The organism is Haladaptatus ordinarius, from assembly GCF_054177595.1.
In genome coordinates, this window is the sequence record NZ_JBPEHH010000092.1 from 1 (window position 1) to 14,680 (window position 14,680).

General features: G+C 55.9%; 15 protein-coding genes and 2 pseudogenes. 7 read left to right on the forward strand and 10 right to left on the reverse strand.

Annotation, left to right across the window (positions count from 1 at the left end; all coding sequences use genetic code 11):
• Nucleotides 1–124: pseudogene (locus ACR3FF_RS21545) on the reverse strand (IS5/IS1182 family transposase); the annotation flags it as partial.
• Nucleotides 125–782: 658 nt separating this feature from the next.
• On the opposite strand from ACR3FF_RS21545, the gene ACR3FF_RS21550 reads away from it, so the two are divergent.
• On the forward strand, nt 783–1,046 hold the full coding sequence (locus tag ACR3FF_RS21550; protein ID WP_458190197.1) for a HalOD1 output domain-containing protein: 264 nt from the start codon (nt 783–785) through the stop codon (nt 1,044–1,046).
• A gap of 123 nt (nt 1,047–1,169) precedes the next feature.
• Here ACR3FF_RS21550 and ACR3FF_RS21555 read toward each other — a convergent pair whose 3' ends face one another.
• The 4 genes and pseudogenes from ACR3FF_RS21555 to ACR3FF_RS21570 form a co-directional block, all read right to left on the reverse strand.
• The gene (locus tag ACR3FF_RS21555; protein WP_458190198.1) at nt 1,170–2,429 is read right to left on the reverse strand and encodes an RNA-guided endonuclease InsQ/TnpB family protein; all 1,260 of its coding nucleotides are present in this window, start codon (nt 2,427–2,429) and stop codon (nt 1,170–1,172) included.
• Nucleotide 2,430: 1 nt separating this feature from the next.
• A pseudogene (tnpA, locus tag ACR3FF_RS21560) lies at nt 2,431–2,811 on the reverse strand (IS200/IS605 family transposase); the annotation flags it as partial.
• Between the two features lie 358 nt (nt 2,812–3,169).
• Nucleotides 3,170–3,712 carry a GIDE domain-containing protein gene (locus ACR3FF_RS21565; protein WP_458190210.1) on the reverse strand — a complete coding sequence of 181 codons (543 nt, stop codon included), beginning with the start codon at nt 3,710–3,712 and terminating at the stop codon, nt 3,170–3,172.
• A gap of 573 nt (nt 3,713–4,285) precedes the next feature.
• Entirely contained in the window at nt 4,286–4,453 is a 168-nt protein-coding gene (locus ACR3FF_RS21570; protein WP_458190199.1) for a DUF1931 domain-containing protein, read from the reverse strand.
• Between ACR3FF_RS21570 and ACR3FF_RS27460 the strand changes: the two genes are divergently transcribed.
• The 3 genes from ACR3FF_RS27460 to ACR3FF_RS21580 all read left to right on the forward strand — a co-directional run bounded on the left by ACR3FF_RS27460 (nt 4,434) and on the right by ACR3FF_RS21580 (nt 5,654).
• Nucleotides 4,434–4,703, forward strand: a complete 270-nt coding sequence (locus ACR3FF_RS27460) for a MarR family transcriptional regulator (RefSeq protein ID WP_472850164.1) — start codon at nt 4,434–4,436, stop codon at nt 4,701–4,703. The genes ACR3FF_RS21570 and ACR3FF_RS27460 overlap by 20 nt on opposite strands.
• 310 nt (nt 4,704–5,013) lie before the next feature.
• Nucleotides 5,014–5,262 carry a hypothetical protein gene (locus ACR3FF_RS21575; protein WP_458190200.1) on the forward strand — a complete coding sequence of 83 codons (249 nt, stop codon included), beginning with the start codon at nt 5,014–5,016 and terminating at the stop codon, nt 5,260–5,262.
• A complete protein-coding gene (locus ACR3FF_RS21580) occupies nt 5,259–5,654 on the forward strand; it encodes a PIN domain-containing protein (protein ID WP_458190201.1) in 396 nt (131 codons plus the stop codon). The genes ACR3FF_RS21575 and ACR3FF_RS21580 overlap by 4 nt, the downstream gene beginning before the upstream one ends.
• Nucleotides 5,655–6,659: 1,005 nt before the next feature.
• Here the strand turns inward: ACR3FF_RS21580 and ACR3FF_RS21585 are convergent.
• Nucleotides 6,660–6,896 (reverse strand): SWIM zinc finger family protein, encoded by a 237-nt coding sequence (locus ACR3FF_RS21585; protein ID WP_458190202.1) that lies wholly within the window; start codon nt 6,894–6,896, stop codon nt 6,660–6,662.
• 24 nt (nt 6,897–6,920) lie between these two features.
• Between ACR3FF_RS21585 and ACR3FF_RS21590 the strand changes: the two genes are divergently transcribed.
• Nucleotides 6,921–7,727 (forward strand): LysE family translocator, encoded by an 807-nt coding sequence (locus ACR3FF_RS21590; RefSeq protein WP_458190203.1) that lies wholly within the window; start codon nt 6,921–6,923, stop codon nt 7,725–7,727.
• A 111-nt stretch (nt 7,728–7,838) separates the two neighbouring features.
• On the opposite strand, the gene ACR3FF_RS21595 is transcribed toward ACR3FF_RS21590, so the two are convergent.
• Both ACR3FF_RS21595 and ACR3FF_RS21600 read right to left on the reverse strand, forming a co-directional pair.
• Nucleotides 7,839–8,006: a hypothetical protein gene (locus ACR3FF_RS21595; RefSeq protein WP_458190204.1), complete on the reverse strand. Its 168-nt coding sequence runs from the start codon at nt 8,004–8,006 to the stop codon at nt 7,839–7,841.
• Between the two features lie 16 nt (nt 8,007–8,022).
• Entirely contained in the window at nt 8,023–8,436 is a 414-nt protein-coding gene (locus ACR3FF_RS21600; RefSeq protein WP_458190205.1) for a DUF8118 domain-containing protein, read from the reverse strand.
• A gap of 173 nt (nt 8,437–8,609) precedes the next feature.
• Between ACR3FF_RS21600 and ACR3FF_RS21605 the strand changes: the two genes are divergently transcribed.
• Together ACR3FF_RS21605 and ACR3FF_RS21610 are read left to right on the forward strand one after the other, a co-directional pair.
• The gene (locus ACR3FF_RS21605) at nt 8,610–8,858 is read left to right on the forward strand and encodes a hypothetical protein (RefSeq protein WP_458190206.1); all 249 of its coding nucleotides are present in this window, start codon (nt 8,610–8,612) and stop codon (nt 8,856–8,858) included.
• 702 nt (nt 8,859–9,560) lie between these two features.
• Nucleotides 9,561–10,829, forward strand: coding sequence for an MFS transporter (locus tag ACR3FF_RS21610; RefSeq protein WP_458190207.1), 1,269 nt, complete (start codon nt 9,561–9,563; stop codon nt 10,827–10,829).
• Nucleotides 10,830–10,839: 10 nt separating this feature from the next.
• Here ACR3FF_RS21610 and ACR3FF_RS21615 read toward each other — a convergent pair whose 3' ends face one another.
• Nucleotides 10,840–12,150, reverse strand: a complete 1,311-nt coding sequence (locus ACR3FF_RS21615; protein WP_458190208.1) for an amidase — start codon at nt 12,148–12,150, stop codon at nt 10,840–10,842.
• A 751-nt stretch (nt 12,151–12,901) separates the two neighbouring features.
• Complete coding sequence (locus ACR3FF_RS21620) at nt 12,902–14,329, reverse strand: short-chain fatty acid transporter (RefSeq protein ID WP_458190209.1); 1,428 nt, start codon at nt 14,327–14,329, stop codon at nt 12,902–12,904.
• Between the last annotated feature and the right edge of the window lie 351 nt (nt 14,330–14,680).

Genomic DNA, 14,680 nt, shown 5'->3' on the forward strand with positions numbered 1-14,680 from the left:
ACGCGATTTGGGTCCACTCAGCGAACCCGCTGCCGCCTGTCGGGGCAGCGGGTTCGTCTGGGTCGTCGACGTGCTGTTTGGCAAGATTCTTACACTGCCGTACTAGCGGTCGCTTCGACCTCATATCGCAAGACGGTGTCCAATTCACCACAAATCTCACGAAGAACAGCGATTTCTTCGCCTGAGAACAGTGTTATCGTCCCCTGCAACAAGGCAACAACAGACGTTGGTAGTGTTACAGCCCATGGGACTGTCATCCTAGTACTAGCGGGTGATGGTCATATCCGGTGACGACCGGGGGACTGTCAAGTGTGCTGCGACGAGCTGTGGAGTGGACTGGTTGAGGCCGACGGACTGTCTTCTGTGAATCAGCGGCGGGACTGTCACTGGCAGTGAGCCAATGGGACTGTCTGTGGGAGCGAGAATGTTTGTGGGAAGAGAGAGTGTCTATCTATAGTGTACGGTTGATTTACTCCGGAAATATGGTGTGGTAATAGTGGATTGTCAAGCTGGCAAAAGTCGACTGTCTGCACTGCTGAATTCACTTGAAAAACGGGGTGTTTGGCGTCAGGTGGGCACCCCTTCTGGTTTCTGCCGGCCGACTGTCCACTTGGGAAGAGAGGTTGTAAAGGGGTGATGGGCTAGTGGGTTGGTGGTAGGTTGGGCGGGTGCGGTTATCGGGAAGACGAGGTGTTCGACTCAGTGAGATTGTTCGGGGAGTGTGTGATATGCTACCGAGTGACCCCCAAAAACTATTAGCACACCTTGCTTGAGCAGAGCGTATGGAGAACACGTCATCATCGCAGCCAGAGCTATCGATACGAACGACACGTCCAGACACCGAGTCGATCACTGCTGCCGTGGTGACGGCAGTGACTAAAGCGAATGGCACGAAGCCTTCGACGCCCCTCTATGACGTGATTGACCCAGATGCCCTCGAAGCGCTCTATCAGCATGGCTCACCAGAGGTGAACTTTGAGTATATTGGGTATCACGTTACGGTGCATTCTAACCGGACGGTTTCCGTTGCTGACGTAGATTCGTAGAGTGCTACGAGTTGGATTCGTTCACATCCGATTCATTGCCACCGTCACCGATGCTCTGTCCTGCCTGCAGTGACATCCTCCTCGCCGTAAACGGCGAGGCTTCCCACGCATGGGGAATACCAGTCAGTCGTCGCTGGCAGAGGATTTAGACTCTCGAAAGGCCGTGAGCGTCATTTGCGCTGGTACGCTCTTCTCACGGTGAGTCGTGGCGGTGTCACAACCGCTCCCATCCCGTGGCGAGTCATCGCGTTCCGCCTTATCAAGCGGGACGCTCTCTCCCCACGGGTCAATCTGTCGTGCGATATTCGCGGAAGCGTTGATGTCGGCCTGAAACGTCGAAACGTGACAGTCGTCGTTCGGACACCGGAACTCGGCCTGCGAGTCCCGCCGACCGATACGGTGGCACGAGTGGCACGTCTGACTCGTATACGCCGGGTTTACGTACTCGACTGGGATGCCTGCTTCCGTCGCCTTGTCCTCGATGCGCCCTTGGAGTCGGGCGAACGCCCACGAGTGAAGGCGACGATTCATGTACTTCCCGTAGTCGAGACGTTCTCGGATGTACGTCAAGTCCTCCATCACCAACACCGAGTTCTCGTACTGTTTGGCGTACTCGACGGCCTGTCGAGACGCTTTCTCCACGATGTCGGTGAGCGCGTTCTGGTAGTGCGAGAAGCGGTCTTCAATCCGCCACTCGGATGCATCACGCTCTTGGAGTCGTTTCAGGGTCGTGTGCATCTCTTTGCGGAGATGCTTTGCTCTGCTTCCGCTACACACGAACGGGTCAGTCGGAGAACCGTCTGTGAGGGCACAGCCCGTGATGAGGGCGGTTTCTCCGATGTCTAAGCCGATGTACGTGGCGTCACCGTCCGTCGATGGTTCTTCGACCGGGTACTCGACGGTGACGTGTAGTACCCAGTTCTTCCGGTGCTTCTGAAGCCGTATCTCGCCCGCCTTCGCATCCTCCGATACGAGGTCGTGCCAGAGGTCTCCCTGTTCGGGATTGATGCGAAGCGGTATCCAGAAGTTCGTTCCCCAACCGGGACGCGGGACCCACCACGTGAACTCGTAGTCGCGTTCTTCAGAGTGGTCGAACTTCGCGGCTTGGTTCGTGAGCCGTATCGGGTGGCCGTCGTCCAACTCCTTGGCGTTGTATGTCTTGCGGAGTTTCGGGACGTAGTTGCAGAGCGCGGCTTTGGCCTGATACGGCAGGTCGTAGGGCGTTACGATGTCACTGACTGCAGACATGGTACTCGCCCCGGCGTCGAACGCCTCTTGCAGACCGTCACGGTACGTGTTGAGCAGGTCGTTGAGTTTTGACTGCTTGTGTGCCGTCGGCGGGGCGAACGTCGCCTGCAACGTCTTCGTGACGGTCGTAGACACGCTACTGCTCCTCCACGTACTTCATGAGTACGTCGACGCTCACTTGGCCGGTGGTGGCGAGAAAGTACCCCGGTTGCCAGAACGCCTTGTCGAGCACCTGCCGAACCTCGGGATTCTCGTCACGGATTTTGCGGGACGTGACGCCCTTGAGCGAGTTGATGAACTTGGTGAGGTCGGTCGTTGGCTTCGCCGTGAACAGGATGTGAACGTGGTCGCTTCCGCCGTTGACGTTCTGGATATTCACGCCGAAGTCCTCGGAGATGTCGCTGGCAATCTCACCGACGCGTTCTGCGATTTCGTCGGTAAGGAGGTCTGCGCGGTACTTCGTGACGGTCACGAAGTGATATTGAAGCGCATAGACCGTGTGCGACCCGGTTTCGAGGCGGGATTCTCACCTTGAAAAAAGATAGTCTCATCTACCCACAACGAGCCCTCGCCGCGAATATCGCTCGCGGAATGGATCGGTGATGTTCGTCGTGAGCAGTGCTGGAAGGTAGCGACGAGTGAGGAGACTGAGCAAAGCGATGACAACGAATCCGACCACTCGGGCGAAATTCCCAGTCAGAACGGCCTGGAGCAGGAGCCAAGTCAGGAGTGCACCGGCGAGTACCACGACTCCTCCCAGAATGCTCGGGAACACGTATGCTAGCGTCTGTAAGAGCGGAGAGTCGGGCACTTCAGGTTCTCAATCGAGCGTGGCGTGATACGAGACTGGATCAGATACGGGCATGAGTAGCGACTCAGAACTGGACGAGACCGACTGCCGCGCCGAGGAGCACGATCCCGAGGCAAGCGGCCACAAGAACGGGCCAAAACACTCGCAGTACGGTTCGGTATGGTGTCGTCTCGGAGATGATGAGCGGAGACGAGCCAGCCGTAAGCACCACGTTAACCTGACCAGCACGGGTGCTGACTCCGGGTTCGTTCTGGACCTCACCGAAGATCGTCACCGACTCACCGGGGTCGAGCTGACGTTCGATGTACCGTCGGTCGTTTCCGACGTTCAGTTCGACGATCTTCAGGTCCCATGTCCGCTCCTCGGAGTCGACGTCGTCGTTCCGTTCGATAAACTCCTGAATCCGGTCCGGAGGCCGTTCACCACCATCGACATCTATCGTCGTGCTCTCATCGAGACCGAGTCGCACCCGAGTTGGCTCGACGAGTACACTGCCTGATTCATCTTCCAGCAGGAATGGAATCGCGGCGCGACTGGAATCGATTTCGACCCACGCTGTTCCGTTATTGGTCGTTCGAAGCTCCTCAACCTCGTATGTAAGCGCCAGACAGTCAGTACAGTGAACGGGCTAACGAGGGTGTCTTCGTACTGGACCGCCGTTCCCGAGATGCTGATCGGACCGCTGATCCCTGTCGAGAGTGAAAAGATGTCCGTGGTGGTGCCGCCAACGACTTGTCGAATGGCACCCGCCTCTTGCAACGCAAACCCGAGTGCAAGCAATCCACCTCCCACTAACCCTGTAAGGAGCACGACGCCGAGTGGGGAAGTGGGAAGACCACCCATGGCTGACAGTTCTGACTGCTCGTACATGTGTGTACTGCTTCGACAATTCGGAGGGTTACCACCATCCGACGAGGAAGACGTGGGAGATGACTGGTCGAGTTCCCGATTATCTGGTAGATCTCGTTGTACACGCTTTGAGTCCTGACTTTTGGATGGTCACGACGGTCGGTCTATAACGTTCTCACTCAACTCCATGAGAGTGATGAAATCCGAAAGAAGAAGCCCGAAGCACGGCGCGTGATCTGGATACGACCGGAATAGCGGTCAGTCCCTGAGGAATGAGTTCTGTGTAGTGACGAGCTAAAAACAGGTTGATGGTATTTGAGGCGATGAGCAGCTACAAATCGCGCGCTTGGACGGTTTTGCGATCGTTTTCTTCGGCTCGTCGAGAAGCGTCCTCGAGAATTGATGCGACTTCTTCATCAAATGCATCGTAGAAGTCACTCGCCACATTTTGTCCTTCGAGCTGTTCTTTCACTGCGGATTTGACAATCAAATCGGCCATACAAGCGTCCAAACGATATAATACTACAAATAGGTGGCGGAAAATAGTCGAGGAAGGACCAGTAATTCGTGCCACTAACAGCAAAACCCTTGATGCGCACCTAAAGTCAGGATTTCCTGCGATGACCGTTCGGTTGGTGGCAGATATGCTTGGCATTGAGCGGCCGTCCGCGCATCGACGGTACGACGAGTTGCATGAATGGGGTGTGTTGGAACGTGGGAAATTGAGTCCACGGGTGGTTATCTGGTGAATTCCAGAGAAAGAGTGAATAGATCCCTCGATTCACGAATTACGTCGAAATACGTAGTGGCAAACGGGACACCTTCGTTTGAGTTCATCGATCACGCAATCACTTGTCTTACTGGTCAATCCACAGTCAGGGCATCGAGTGAGTCCAGGAATCATTTCACCGATTGTCCCAGGAGCCAAGACGGTGCCGGAACACTGGGTCAGCTATGATCTCGAGTGGTTGTCACAAGACGGTAGTGACTTGACATACACGAGGGAGTAGGAGAATCGTGGGCGTAACACTCTTAGGCCCATATATCCGAATATATAACATGGTCAAAACCATCCGAATCTCGGAAGAGTATCACGAGTGGCTGAACGCCCACAAGAAGAACGGTGAGACGATGGAGGAGACGTTACGCCGAATGACGCGTGGCCCTCACCCCAGCGACGTCGCTGGCCTCCTGTCAAAAGAGGAAGCGGAGGACGCCAAGAAGGCAGTTGACCGGCTCCGCGGACGTGACCGCGACCGTCTCGACGCCGCCCGCAACGCCTTCGAGAGCGGCGACACGGGCGAATGATCATCGATTCGTCGTACCTGTTCGACCTGATGGCGGAGGATCCTGCTGCGTTCTCGAAAGGAACGGAACTCGTCGAGCGCGGGGAGATGCAGTGGTTACCCACGCCGGTCGTCGCCGAGACCTACTATGGTGTCGCCAAGGCTCGGAGCGATACGACCGAGCAGGAGGTACGAAACCGCCTCCTGGGCTATCCCCGGGTCGAGGTGGATGAAGAGATCGCTCGGGTGGCGGGCGAACTACTCGCCGCTGCAGACGACCACGAGGGCGGAAACGCTGGTGTCGGGCCGAACGACGCGTACATCGCCGCGATGGCCGATGTCCTCGACGATGCAGTTCTCACGGACAACGTCGATGATTTCGAAGCGCTAGACGTTCCAGTCGAGACCTACTGAGTTCGTATCGAACTGTCCTGAATTCCCCGGAATCCGGTGTGTCACCGGCAGGACTGTCAGGAGCTAGGTTGACTGTCTGTCCGGTGGAAAAACAGAGGAAATCCGATGTATTTCAGCTGGGTGGGAACCCGTGTGTTTCTGCCGGCTGACTGTCCACTGGTCACGAGTAGCGGTTATTCGCTCGGCGGCGACGTTCGTTGTGTGCTGCTGTGCTCGGACGAGGAGGGCCGTCGATATCTCGGGGGTATCGTCGGTCTCTGCTTTCGCGCTTTCCGTCAGTGTTCGCTGGTCGGTGATATCCGAGACCGTCAATGTTAGATAGAACAAGAGATCGATATAATAGGTGGTTTTGTTCTAAATCAGTTCTCGGCTGTATTAGTGCCGAATTCAAACGAACCGGCGTTGTTCGTCCCCCCGATTATCCATGAGAACTCGCCCGATTCGGAAACTGTCCCAGAGAGAAAATTTCCATATTTACGGTTAGGTGGCGCGGGATGAAACATCGTTCTACCAGCATCGTTGGCAGGCTCCCGACCATCGACTGTAAACTGGACGGCGTACTACACGGGTTCTGTGAAGACGCTCTTATACGTGTGGCGTTCACGCGGTTTGACGACTGTCGATGCAGTAAGTGTTCGCTGGGAGGGTGGGACGATCACATCTCCGCTCGGTTCGGGTTTTTCGCCCGATTTTCGAGCGATTTCTCCCCCAACGTCGGTTACACGGATAGTGATCGAATGCGGGAGATTGTTCTGATTTTCGAAACGAAGACTTCCTGCTGGTGGCTGTTTGGACTGAACGAACGAACAGCCAGCGAGACCGTTGAGAACGAGCAAACCGAACGACATGAGAACAGTACGTCGATCCGGTGCGGACATTCGGTGTCCCTTCGTCCGGCGACACATAAAATAGTATACTTCTCTATTGGTATCAGCGGAATGTAACACCTTTCGTCCGGGATTGATTTTAACCGTACCGATCGTCATAAACGAGAGAGAGAATAAGCTAGTTCGGCAGTTCCTTCCGTCCCGTTCGCACGCACAGCCAGCACGGGAAGCCACCGAGGCCGTCACAGTCGTACTCTGCCGATTCAGTGTTGTCTTCGTCCGTCTCCTCGTCCTCCGACGGGAAGACACTGAGCGTTCCGTCGTCGGTTGCGTTTTCGACGGCAGCCATGTGCTTGCAGAAGGCGTTGCGGTGGACGTGGTGCGGACACGTGCAGGCCATCAGTTCTTCAGTCACGTCGTCGATGGAGACGGTGTATTGATGATTAACGGGGTTCTCGTGGCTCTCGTTGGTAACTTCAACGAGTCCAGGGGCATCGACGTCGAAGGAAAATTGTTCCCACTGGGCGCGTTTCTATGCCGTCTCGGCAGGCCAACTATCTCAGTAGTTGCCACAACCCATGTATTGATGATAATTCCTTCACAAATATGGTGTATGTTTGGTGTCGGTGTGCTCATCGCCTTTGTTCCAGTTGCAATCGCTCTCATTATTTCGCCCGGCCCTGACAGCATTTACACGCTGACTCGCAGTGTGAGCGATGGACAATCGTCCGGTGTGATGGCCGCACTTGGATCTTCGACGGGAAGCATTGTCCACACGACAGCTGCTGTGGTGGGGTTATCGGCTATCCTGCGAACATCTGCATTAGCATACTCGATTGTCAAGTTCGTGGGTGCGGCGTATCTCCTCTATCTCGGAGTACAGACGTTCCGAAATACCGAGGAATTCGACATTACGCCAGAGAGCACTAGCTACACGCCACGCGAGTCCTTTCGAAGTGCACTCATGATTAACGTCCTAAATCCCAAGGTGGCGATTTTCTTCCTCGCCTTCCTTCCGCAATTCGTCCAACCAGGGAGTAACACCACTCTCCAGATTTTCACGCTCGGCGTGTTGTTTGCGAGTCTTGGGTTCCTTTACCAGGTACTCTTGGCAGTCTTTTCAGCGCGTGCCCGGAAAACGATCACCGAGCGGGAACTTGTTCAATCGATTCTCCGTACCGTCAGTGGGAGTGTTCTTGTCGGCTTTGGTGTGAAGCTCGCGCTTGAGCGACGAACCACGCCCTGACGAAGGCACAGTAGAAGAACTACTATTAGCGTCGCCACCAATTATTCAATTTCCACAATGTTGAAATAATCTTGCCGTTTCATACGATGCGAAACGTCCCATTCAATCGCTTCAACAGGCAGGGAGGGAAAAATGCTCGGCAGCGACGTCCGCCGCATGCTGTTGGGCACGGTCGAGCAGGTCGCGCTCAGTCGTCGGTGTGTCGTCGTGTTCGGTCGTATCCGCGCACTCGGTTAGCGTTCGCTGGGTACCTTCGGACAGCGTTATTTGGCGTGACATAAATGAAAAGAGTGAGTTAGCAGCAGTCGATGAGTGCGCCCTTCCGAGTGGCTTCCGCGCCGCAGTCCTCACACGTCCAGTATGTGTGATCGACGCTGCCGTACTTGTCGTAGCCAGTGTACGGGCCACTGACACGCTCGTCGTCCGATGAGATCGCCTCAAGCGTTCCGTCCTCAGTTGCGTTTTCGACGGCGGCCATGTGTTTGCAGTATGCGTTGCGGTGGATGTGGTGCGGGCAGGTGCAGGCCATCAGTTCGTCGGTCACGTCGTCGATGGAGACCACGTATTGGTGCTCTGTGGGTTTCTCGTGGTTCTCGTTGGTGACTTCGATGAGTCCGGGGGCATCGACGTCGAAGGAAAATTGTTCGGCCTGTGCGCGTTTCTGTGCCGTCTCGTCAGCTTCAAGGGCTGCGGATTGTTTTGTACTCATGGTCTTCTGGTCCAATTGGAAGACCGGTGCCGGGTGTTAGAGCACCCGGCGCGTTTCTACACACGCCCGAGGGCACCGTTCTTCCTACCATATTCTATGTGTTACATGGTATTAAAATTTAATATATTTTAACTAAAATTTGTATTAAGTAGATAGCTGCAATACTATGTGCTATGACTGAGAACGAGAGTGAGCGCGACGAGCAGGGACGATTTGCGGAGAAAGCGAGTGATGACGATATTCTTCGAGTGATTCGTGCGTCCGAGTTTCCAGCGGTGACCGCCTGGTGGGTCACAGATACGATTGGAATGAAACGGCGGCCAGTGCATCAGCTGCTCGAGGAATTGCATGAACGTGGTGCGTTAGAACGTGGGAAATTGAGTCCGCGGGTGGTTATCTGGTGGATTCCAGAGAAAGAGTGAATAGATTCCTCGATTCACGAATTACGCCGAAATGCGTGGTGGCAGACGGGACACTTTCGTTCGAGTTCACCGATCACGCAATCACTTGTATTACCGGTCAATCCACAGTCAGGGCATTGAGTGAGGGCAGTACTCATTTCATTTCTCAACGGCTTCCTGTACCAACTACTTTGGGAATGCAAGAGATGTCCTGATTCGATGATCGGATTGGCGGCACCGTCTAGTTAAGCCAGTTTGAGAAGTGAGCAGGTCGTTGAGTGACTTGGTCAAGATGCTCGCAGACGACGTCCGTTCTTGTTCCACACACCCTTCCGGAACCCTATACTGCTCATTACTCCTTGTCGCAACAACGTTTTCATCAGGTGATCCACAACTCGTCTTCTGCAAACTCATCACACGGACTCGTCGAAGGGAGAGCATAATTCAATACCGGGGAGTAAGGATAAAGTTCTGTGATCACTGATATCCGTCCCGTATTCACCGATGAGTTTAGAGAAAAAATTCAATGTAAGTCGTGGCTGTCCGCGGCCGGAGTTGGCCGAAGTGAATGCCGATCCGTTGATGTCACCTGAGAAGGTCTTGACCCGCACAGGTACAACGCCACAGCGAGACCTGAGGTAACGACCATGGCTGATCCTGATAGTATTTCGATACAACGTATCTGCGGAGGATGACACAAATGCTATTGTGGAGTCACCTGACATGAAAAAACTATCCGTTGGTGTTTCACCCCGCGCCTACCTTAGCAGTATGAATATCTATTATGGCTGGATTATCGCGGGGGCTTGCTTTTTGGCATCGTTCGTCGTCTTTGGGATGACCTACTCATTCAGTGTATTTGCCGACGCCATGATGACATCTTTCGAGGCATCGCGAGCGCGTATTTCGCTCGTGTTTGGTATTCACACGTTCATTCTCTATGTATCAGCGGTGGTGGTTGGCGGGCTGGTCGACACAGTCGGCCCACGTCGGATGCTGCTCATCGGAGGTGGTTTACTCAGTGCAGGGCTCGTGGGAGCCAGCCAGAGCGGGACGCTACCAGCCTTGATGTTCTCATATGGTGTTTTCGCAGCGCTTGGACTGAGTATCGTGTATGTCATCGCCTACGCAACGGTTCCTAGGTGGTTCGGCCGACGACGAGGGCTGGCAAACGGACTTGCAACCTCTGGTCTTGGCATTGGACTGCTCACAATTTCCCCGGCTGCATCGACGCTCATCCAAGCATTCGGTTGGCGCACAACCTACACGATACTCGCTGTCGGACTGGCTGCCATCGTTGCCGTAGTGGTGTTCGTCTTCGCAGACGAACCTACTGACGTTGAGGCTGATCTGAGTGTTGAGTTCCCAAACAGGCAACCAACGCGCGGATCCGTAGATCTCCAGACACAGTTCTGGCGCGCATGGTCGATCGTCCAACGACCGGCATTTCTGCTCGTCCTCCTCGGGTGGATCTGCGTGTACGCGACGCTGTATGTCGTGATGGGACATTTGGTACTGTACGTGACCGACGCGGGAATGGATCGCTGGGTCGGCGTCTGGGCCATCGCTAGCATCGGCATCTCGACGAGTGTGGCGCGGCTGGGTCTCGGATTTATGTCTGATCGGGTTGGGCGAGTCCGCCTCTTTGTCGCCTGCTCGGCAGTCATGGGCGCTACGACCTTGCTCTTAGCAGTTGCGGTTACACCACTAGCCGTGTTCGCGATCACCATCGCCTTCGGTTTAGGATACGGAGGGAACGGTGCGTTGCTCTCCCCGCTCGTCGCCGACCTCTTCGGGACGGCAGAGCTCAACACACTCTACGGTGTGATGTCACTCGCGTTCGCTATCTCCGGACTGCTGGCGCCACCGGCCGGTGGCGCTGTTCGTGACGTGCTCGGGACGTACGTCCCCGTCTTCGTCGGAGTCGGCATACTCGGCCTCGCGGGGGCCGGATGCGTCGCGGCCGGGAGTCAGTTGGCAACTGCGGGCTGAGCAAGATACGTCACCCACTGGTTGGGAAGGGATCGTCGAAGGCGTCCGCGATGGACGCAGCCCAGGCGAGCAGTTGCTCGTCCGCGCCGAATGCTGCGACGCACTGGACGCCGAACGGGAGTCCGTCGACATTTCCAGCGGGTATCGTGATCGCAGGCATGCCAGCGTGCGTCCACGGGAGGTTCATCACAGGGTCGCCGGTACTCTCAATGCCCACGGGAGCGGGGCCGGGAGCACCAGGGGTGAGCCATACGTCAATGCCGTGATCCGTCATCGTCTCCGCCAGCGAGGTTCGAAGCTGTACGCGACCGCGCCGTGCCTCGGCCCATGCCTTGACAGTAACATCCTGACCGTCGCTGATCAAGTCGGCCGTGCTGTCAGCGTATCGTTCGGCGTGGCCGTCGAACCACTCGTTGTGTGCCAGCGCCGCCTCCGCGGCGACCAGTGTCTCGTGGCGGTCATTGACGGCCTCGATATCGTCGAACGGCGCGTGGCGCCGGATCTCAAAACCGGCGCCCGCGAGGGTGTCGACGTACTCCTCAAATCGCTGAACACCACTCTCAGACGCCTGTGCGAGGTACGCACCGTCAGGAACCCCAAGGACGGGCCGGTCGGCGCATCCCGCTGGTTCCCAGTCGTCGACGCAGACGGCTGCCGCGAGTGCCATCCCGTCGACGTCCTGGGTGAACAGCCCGACGTGATCGACGGATTCGGCCAGAGGAAGCACGCCGTCCAGAGGGATGCGTCCGTAACTCGGTTTGTATCCCACGATCCCGCAGAACGTCGCCGGACGGATGACCGACCCGATGGTCTGGGTGCCGATCGCGAGCGGGCACATTCCGCTCGCGACAGCCGCCGCAGACCCACTGCTGGAACCGCCGGGCGTGTGTGCGAGGTCGTGCGGGTTCCGTGTCGGCCCCGGTTCGAAGTAAGCGAACTCGGTGGTCACCGTCTTCCCGAGAACAAGCGCACCGGCGTCTCGAAACGACGTCACGACCGCGGCCTGCCGACCAACCAGTTCGCCTGGTGGAAGATGCGACCCCGCTTTCGTCGGCAGTCCGTCGACATGGAAGATATCCTTCACACCGACTGGAACGCCGTACAGTGGAGGTCGATGCTCGGGATCGGGATATCGCTCTTCGATGGCTCGGGCCTCCGCCGTAATCATTTCCCGTCGTTTGGGTTCTCCGACCCACGCCTCGACATCGGGGTCGAACGCGTCGATGCACTCGTATAGTTCAGCGACGTAGTCCGTCGCGTCTCGCTTGCCATCGCGAAGTTCTAGGGCTACCTCGCCGAGTCGTGTCTGCCGAACGGTCACGTCGATCCACCTTGAAATTGGGATAATTGGCGCCTAATCATGATAACAACGTACAGATACACATGTTCCACCCAGAGTTAGTAAAGCTGTCCCGCGGACGAACGAAGGACGTTGTTCCAAAAAAACTCTCCCCGAAACGCTATGTCGATTAACATTGACATCCTCCTCCGTGTTTACGTGGAGGGATTCTGAGCGTGAGATTTCAGGTTTACAGTCCCACCGAACCCCGTCTCAGTGAGAATCCGGGTGGGGTTCGCAAACTATGCGGATGGGACTGCTGGGAGTGCCACGCTCCCGGTACTCCTATCCTCCGTCGTATTCGGACTCCCGATATTGTTTTTGCCACGGGGAATCCGGCAGACCTCAATAGACTTCGAATTACTTTGTTCGTGCGTACAGCAGTCAACTCCGCGCCGACTCTGTGAGAATCGGGCGGTCATCGACTGGTTCCGATTATCGGTTGATTGCTTAAGACGGGCAGGCCGCCATCGTAGGATTGGCGGGAATCGCTCTCTTCCACGCCGATTCCTGGTTCTTTTCTCGATAAGCAGCAAACGACCGCTTACGAAACGGACGCATCATTTGACTCACCCAAACGCTCGCGTTCGAACTCGGCGACGAGGTCACATTAACTGCCCGAGACATCAACGTCGACGGTGGGACTGTCAGGTGTTGGGTGCGTGACGACTGTCCTGCGTGGCCACCCGTACGCTGTGAGGAAGCCAAAACAGGTGCTCGACCGGAGAGAGACCTAGTAAGGGAGGAAGTAGAGACCAACTGCGAATATGGGCGCCAACACGATCATGACGACCATCGTGTAACCGAGAATATCGCGAGCACGCATCTTGGTAAGTCCCAGCAGCGGGATTGCCCAGAACGGCTGGAACATGTTTGTCCACATATCCCCAACGCCATAGGCGACGATCGCCTTTCCGACCGGCACGTTGAGCGTCTGGGCAGTTCCACCGACGATGCCACCGATGATACCCCACTCGCCGCCGCCGCTCGGAACGAAGAGGTTCATGAACCCGCCGAGGAGCCACGCGATAACTGGGAATGTCTCGGGCGTCGCAACGCCGAGCAGTCCTTGCGCGATAATATCTGAGAGACCTGACCCGCTGATGATGCCGAGAATTCCCGCGTAGAAGGGGAACTGAAGGATGATGCCAGCGGCACCCTCCGCTGCGTCCCGGATGGTGTTCATATACGCTTGTGGTGTATGATGGAGAAAGAGACCAAGCGCGATGAACGTGAAGTTGAACACGTTTAGGTCGAGTGCCTCACCGATCCCCCCAGCGTTATAGAAGTACTGGAGGACGTACACCATCATGCCGGTCGCGACGATATACGCGAGCACGCGGCTCTCGTTCAGTCTGTCTGCCGGGGTTCGCTTAACGTCAGGCTGTCCAAGTTCGACATCGGTTGACACGACACCTCCGTCTGCTTCGAGATTCGCGTTCTCCCGAAGCAGACCCGGGGCGTACTCGTTGATTCCGGTAGCGTTCTCCTCGTCGGGTGCGAGATACGCGAGTGTCGGAACGACCGTAATAAAAACGAGAACGGCGATGCCGAACGCGTAGAAGGTCAATACGCTCTCTCCGAGGGGAATGACTCCGAAGATATCTGCGAAGACGTGATCCTCGGTCGCAGAGAGGAGCCCGGCACTCGACGATGGGCCGACGTGCCAGATGGTTTGGCTAGTGTATCCGGCGGCGCAGAGGATGGGGTAGTGGAAGGTTTTTCCCTTCTCGTATCCGGCACGTGCGACGAAAATCGCGAAAATCGCACCAACAATCAGGCCGATACCCCAGTGAAGGTAACCGAATATCAGCGCGATAGCTGCGACGAGTCCCGCGGCCTGTGTGTTATTGTTCGGCCACGAGGCCAATCTGTCCAAATACTTACTCACGAAGTCCGAGTCCGCCACTGCGTAGCCCGTGACAAGGATCAAGACCATCTGCATTGCGAACGTCAACAATTCCCAGAATCCCTCGTACCAGTTGATGATATTCTGATACGGCCCATCGGCGGTAAACACAATGGCTGCCAGATACGCGATAATCGTCAGAATGATCGCGAATATATACGGACTCGGAACCCACTTCTCGGACCAGTTAGCCATACGCTGACCGAACGCTTGAACGGATTGTTTGATAGCCACCATGACTCTTGTTACCATCTCACTCGTATATTGTATAAATATTGCTGTTTTTATTTATGTGTTGTAAATAACTATGTGAGTACAGTACTAACAGGGACGATGCGCTCGAATTCGATTTGGGTTTCGGTTTCTGCGGTGAGGAGACGACTAAGCGGGAACTCCGTTGCTGGGAGTGAGAGTTCAACAATGATTGCCATCGGTCCGTCCGGTATTCACTCGGCCATTCCCTAGTCGCTCGAATGCAACCGACTCTAGTGCATTGTCAACTATCAATTGTAGGATAAAGTCGGCGTAGTTTGATTCGTGCATCTTCGGATGTGAATCGCCAGTCAATGTCTGTTTCTTGGGCGTTCAGTGAATTTGTCCACG

What these genes read in the sequence shown, in the direction of transcription:
- ACR3FF_RS21595 (WP_458190204.1), bottom strand. Translation starts at nt 8,006, where the DNA reads ATGTCACGCCAAATAACGCTGTCCGAAGGTACCCAGCGAACGCTAACC.
- ACR3FF_RS21580 (WP_458190201.1), top strand. Translation starts at nt 5,259, where the DNA reads ATGATCATCGATTCGTCGTACCTGTTCGACCTGATGGCGGAGGATCCT.
- ACR3FF_RS21590 (WP_458190203.1), top strand. Translation starts at nt 6,921, where the DNA reads ATGATTAACGGGGTTCTCGTGGCTCTCGTTGGTAACTTCAACGAGTCC.
- ACR3FF_RS21600 (WP_458190205.1), bottom strand. Translation starts at nt 8,436, where the DNA reads ATGAGTACAAAACAATCCGCAGCCCTTGAAGCTGACGAGACGGCACAG.
- ACR3FF_RS21620 (WP_458190209.1), bottom strand. Translation starts at nt 14,329, where the DNA reads ATGGTAACAAGAGTCATGGTGGCTATCAAACAATCCGTTCAAGCGTTC.
- ACR3FF_RS21575 (WP_458190200.1), top strand. Translation starts at nt 5,014, where the DNA reads ATGGTCAAAACCATCCGAATCTCGGAAGAGTATCACGAGTGGCTGAAC.
- ACR3FF_RS21605 (WP_458190206.1), top strand. Translation starts at nt 8,610, where the DNA reads ATGACTGAGAACGAGAGTGAGCGCGACGAGCAGGGACGATTTGCGGAG.
- ACR3FF_RS21550 (WP_458190197.1), top strand. Translation starts at nt 783, where the DNA reads ATGGAGAACACGTCATCATCGCAGCCAGAGCTATCGATACGAACGACA.
- ACR3FF_RS21570 (WP_458190199.1), bottom strand. Translation starts at nt 4,453, where the DNA reads ATGGCCGATTTGATTGTCAAATCCGCAGTGAAAGAACAGCTCGAAGGA.
- ACR3FF_RS21610 (WP_458190207.1), top strand. Translation starts at nt 9,561, where the DNA reads ATGAAAAAACTATCCGTTGGTGTTTCACCCCGCGCCTACCTTAGCAGT.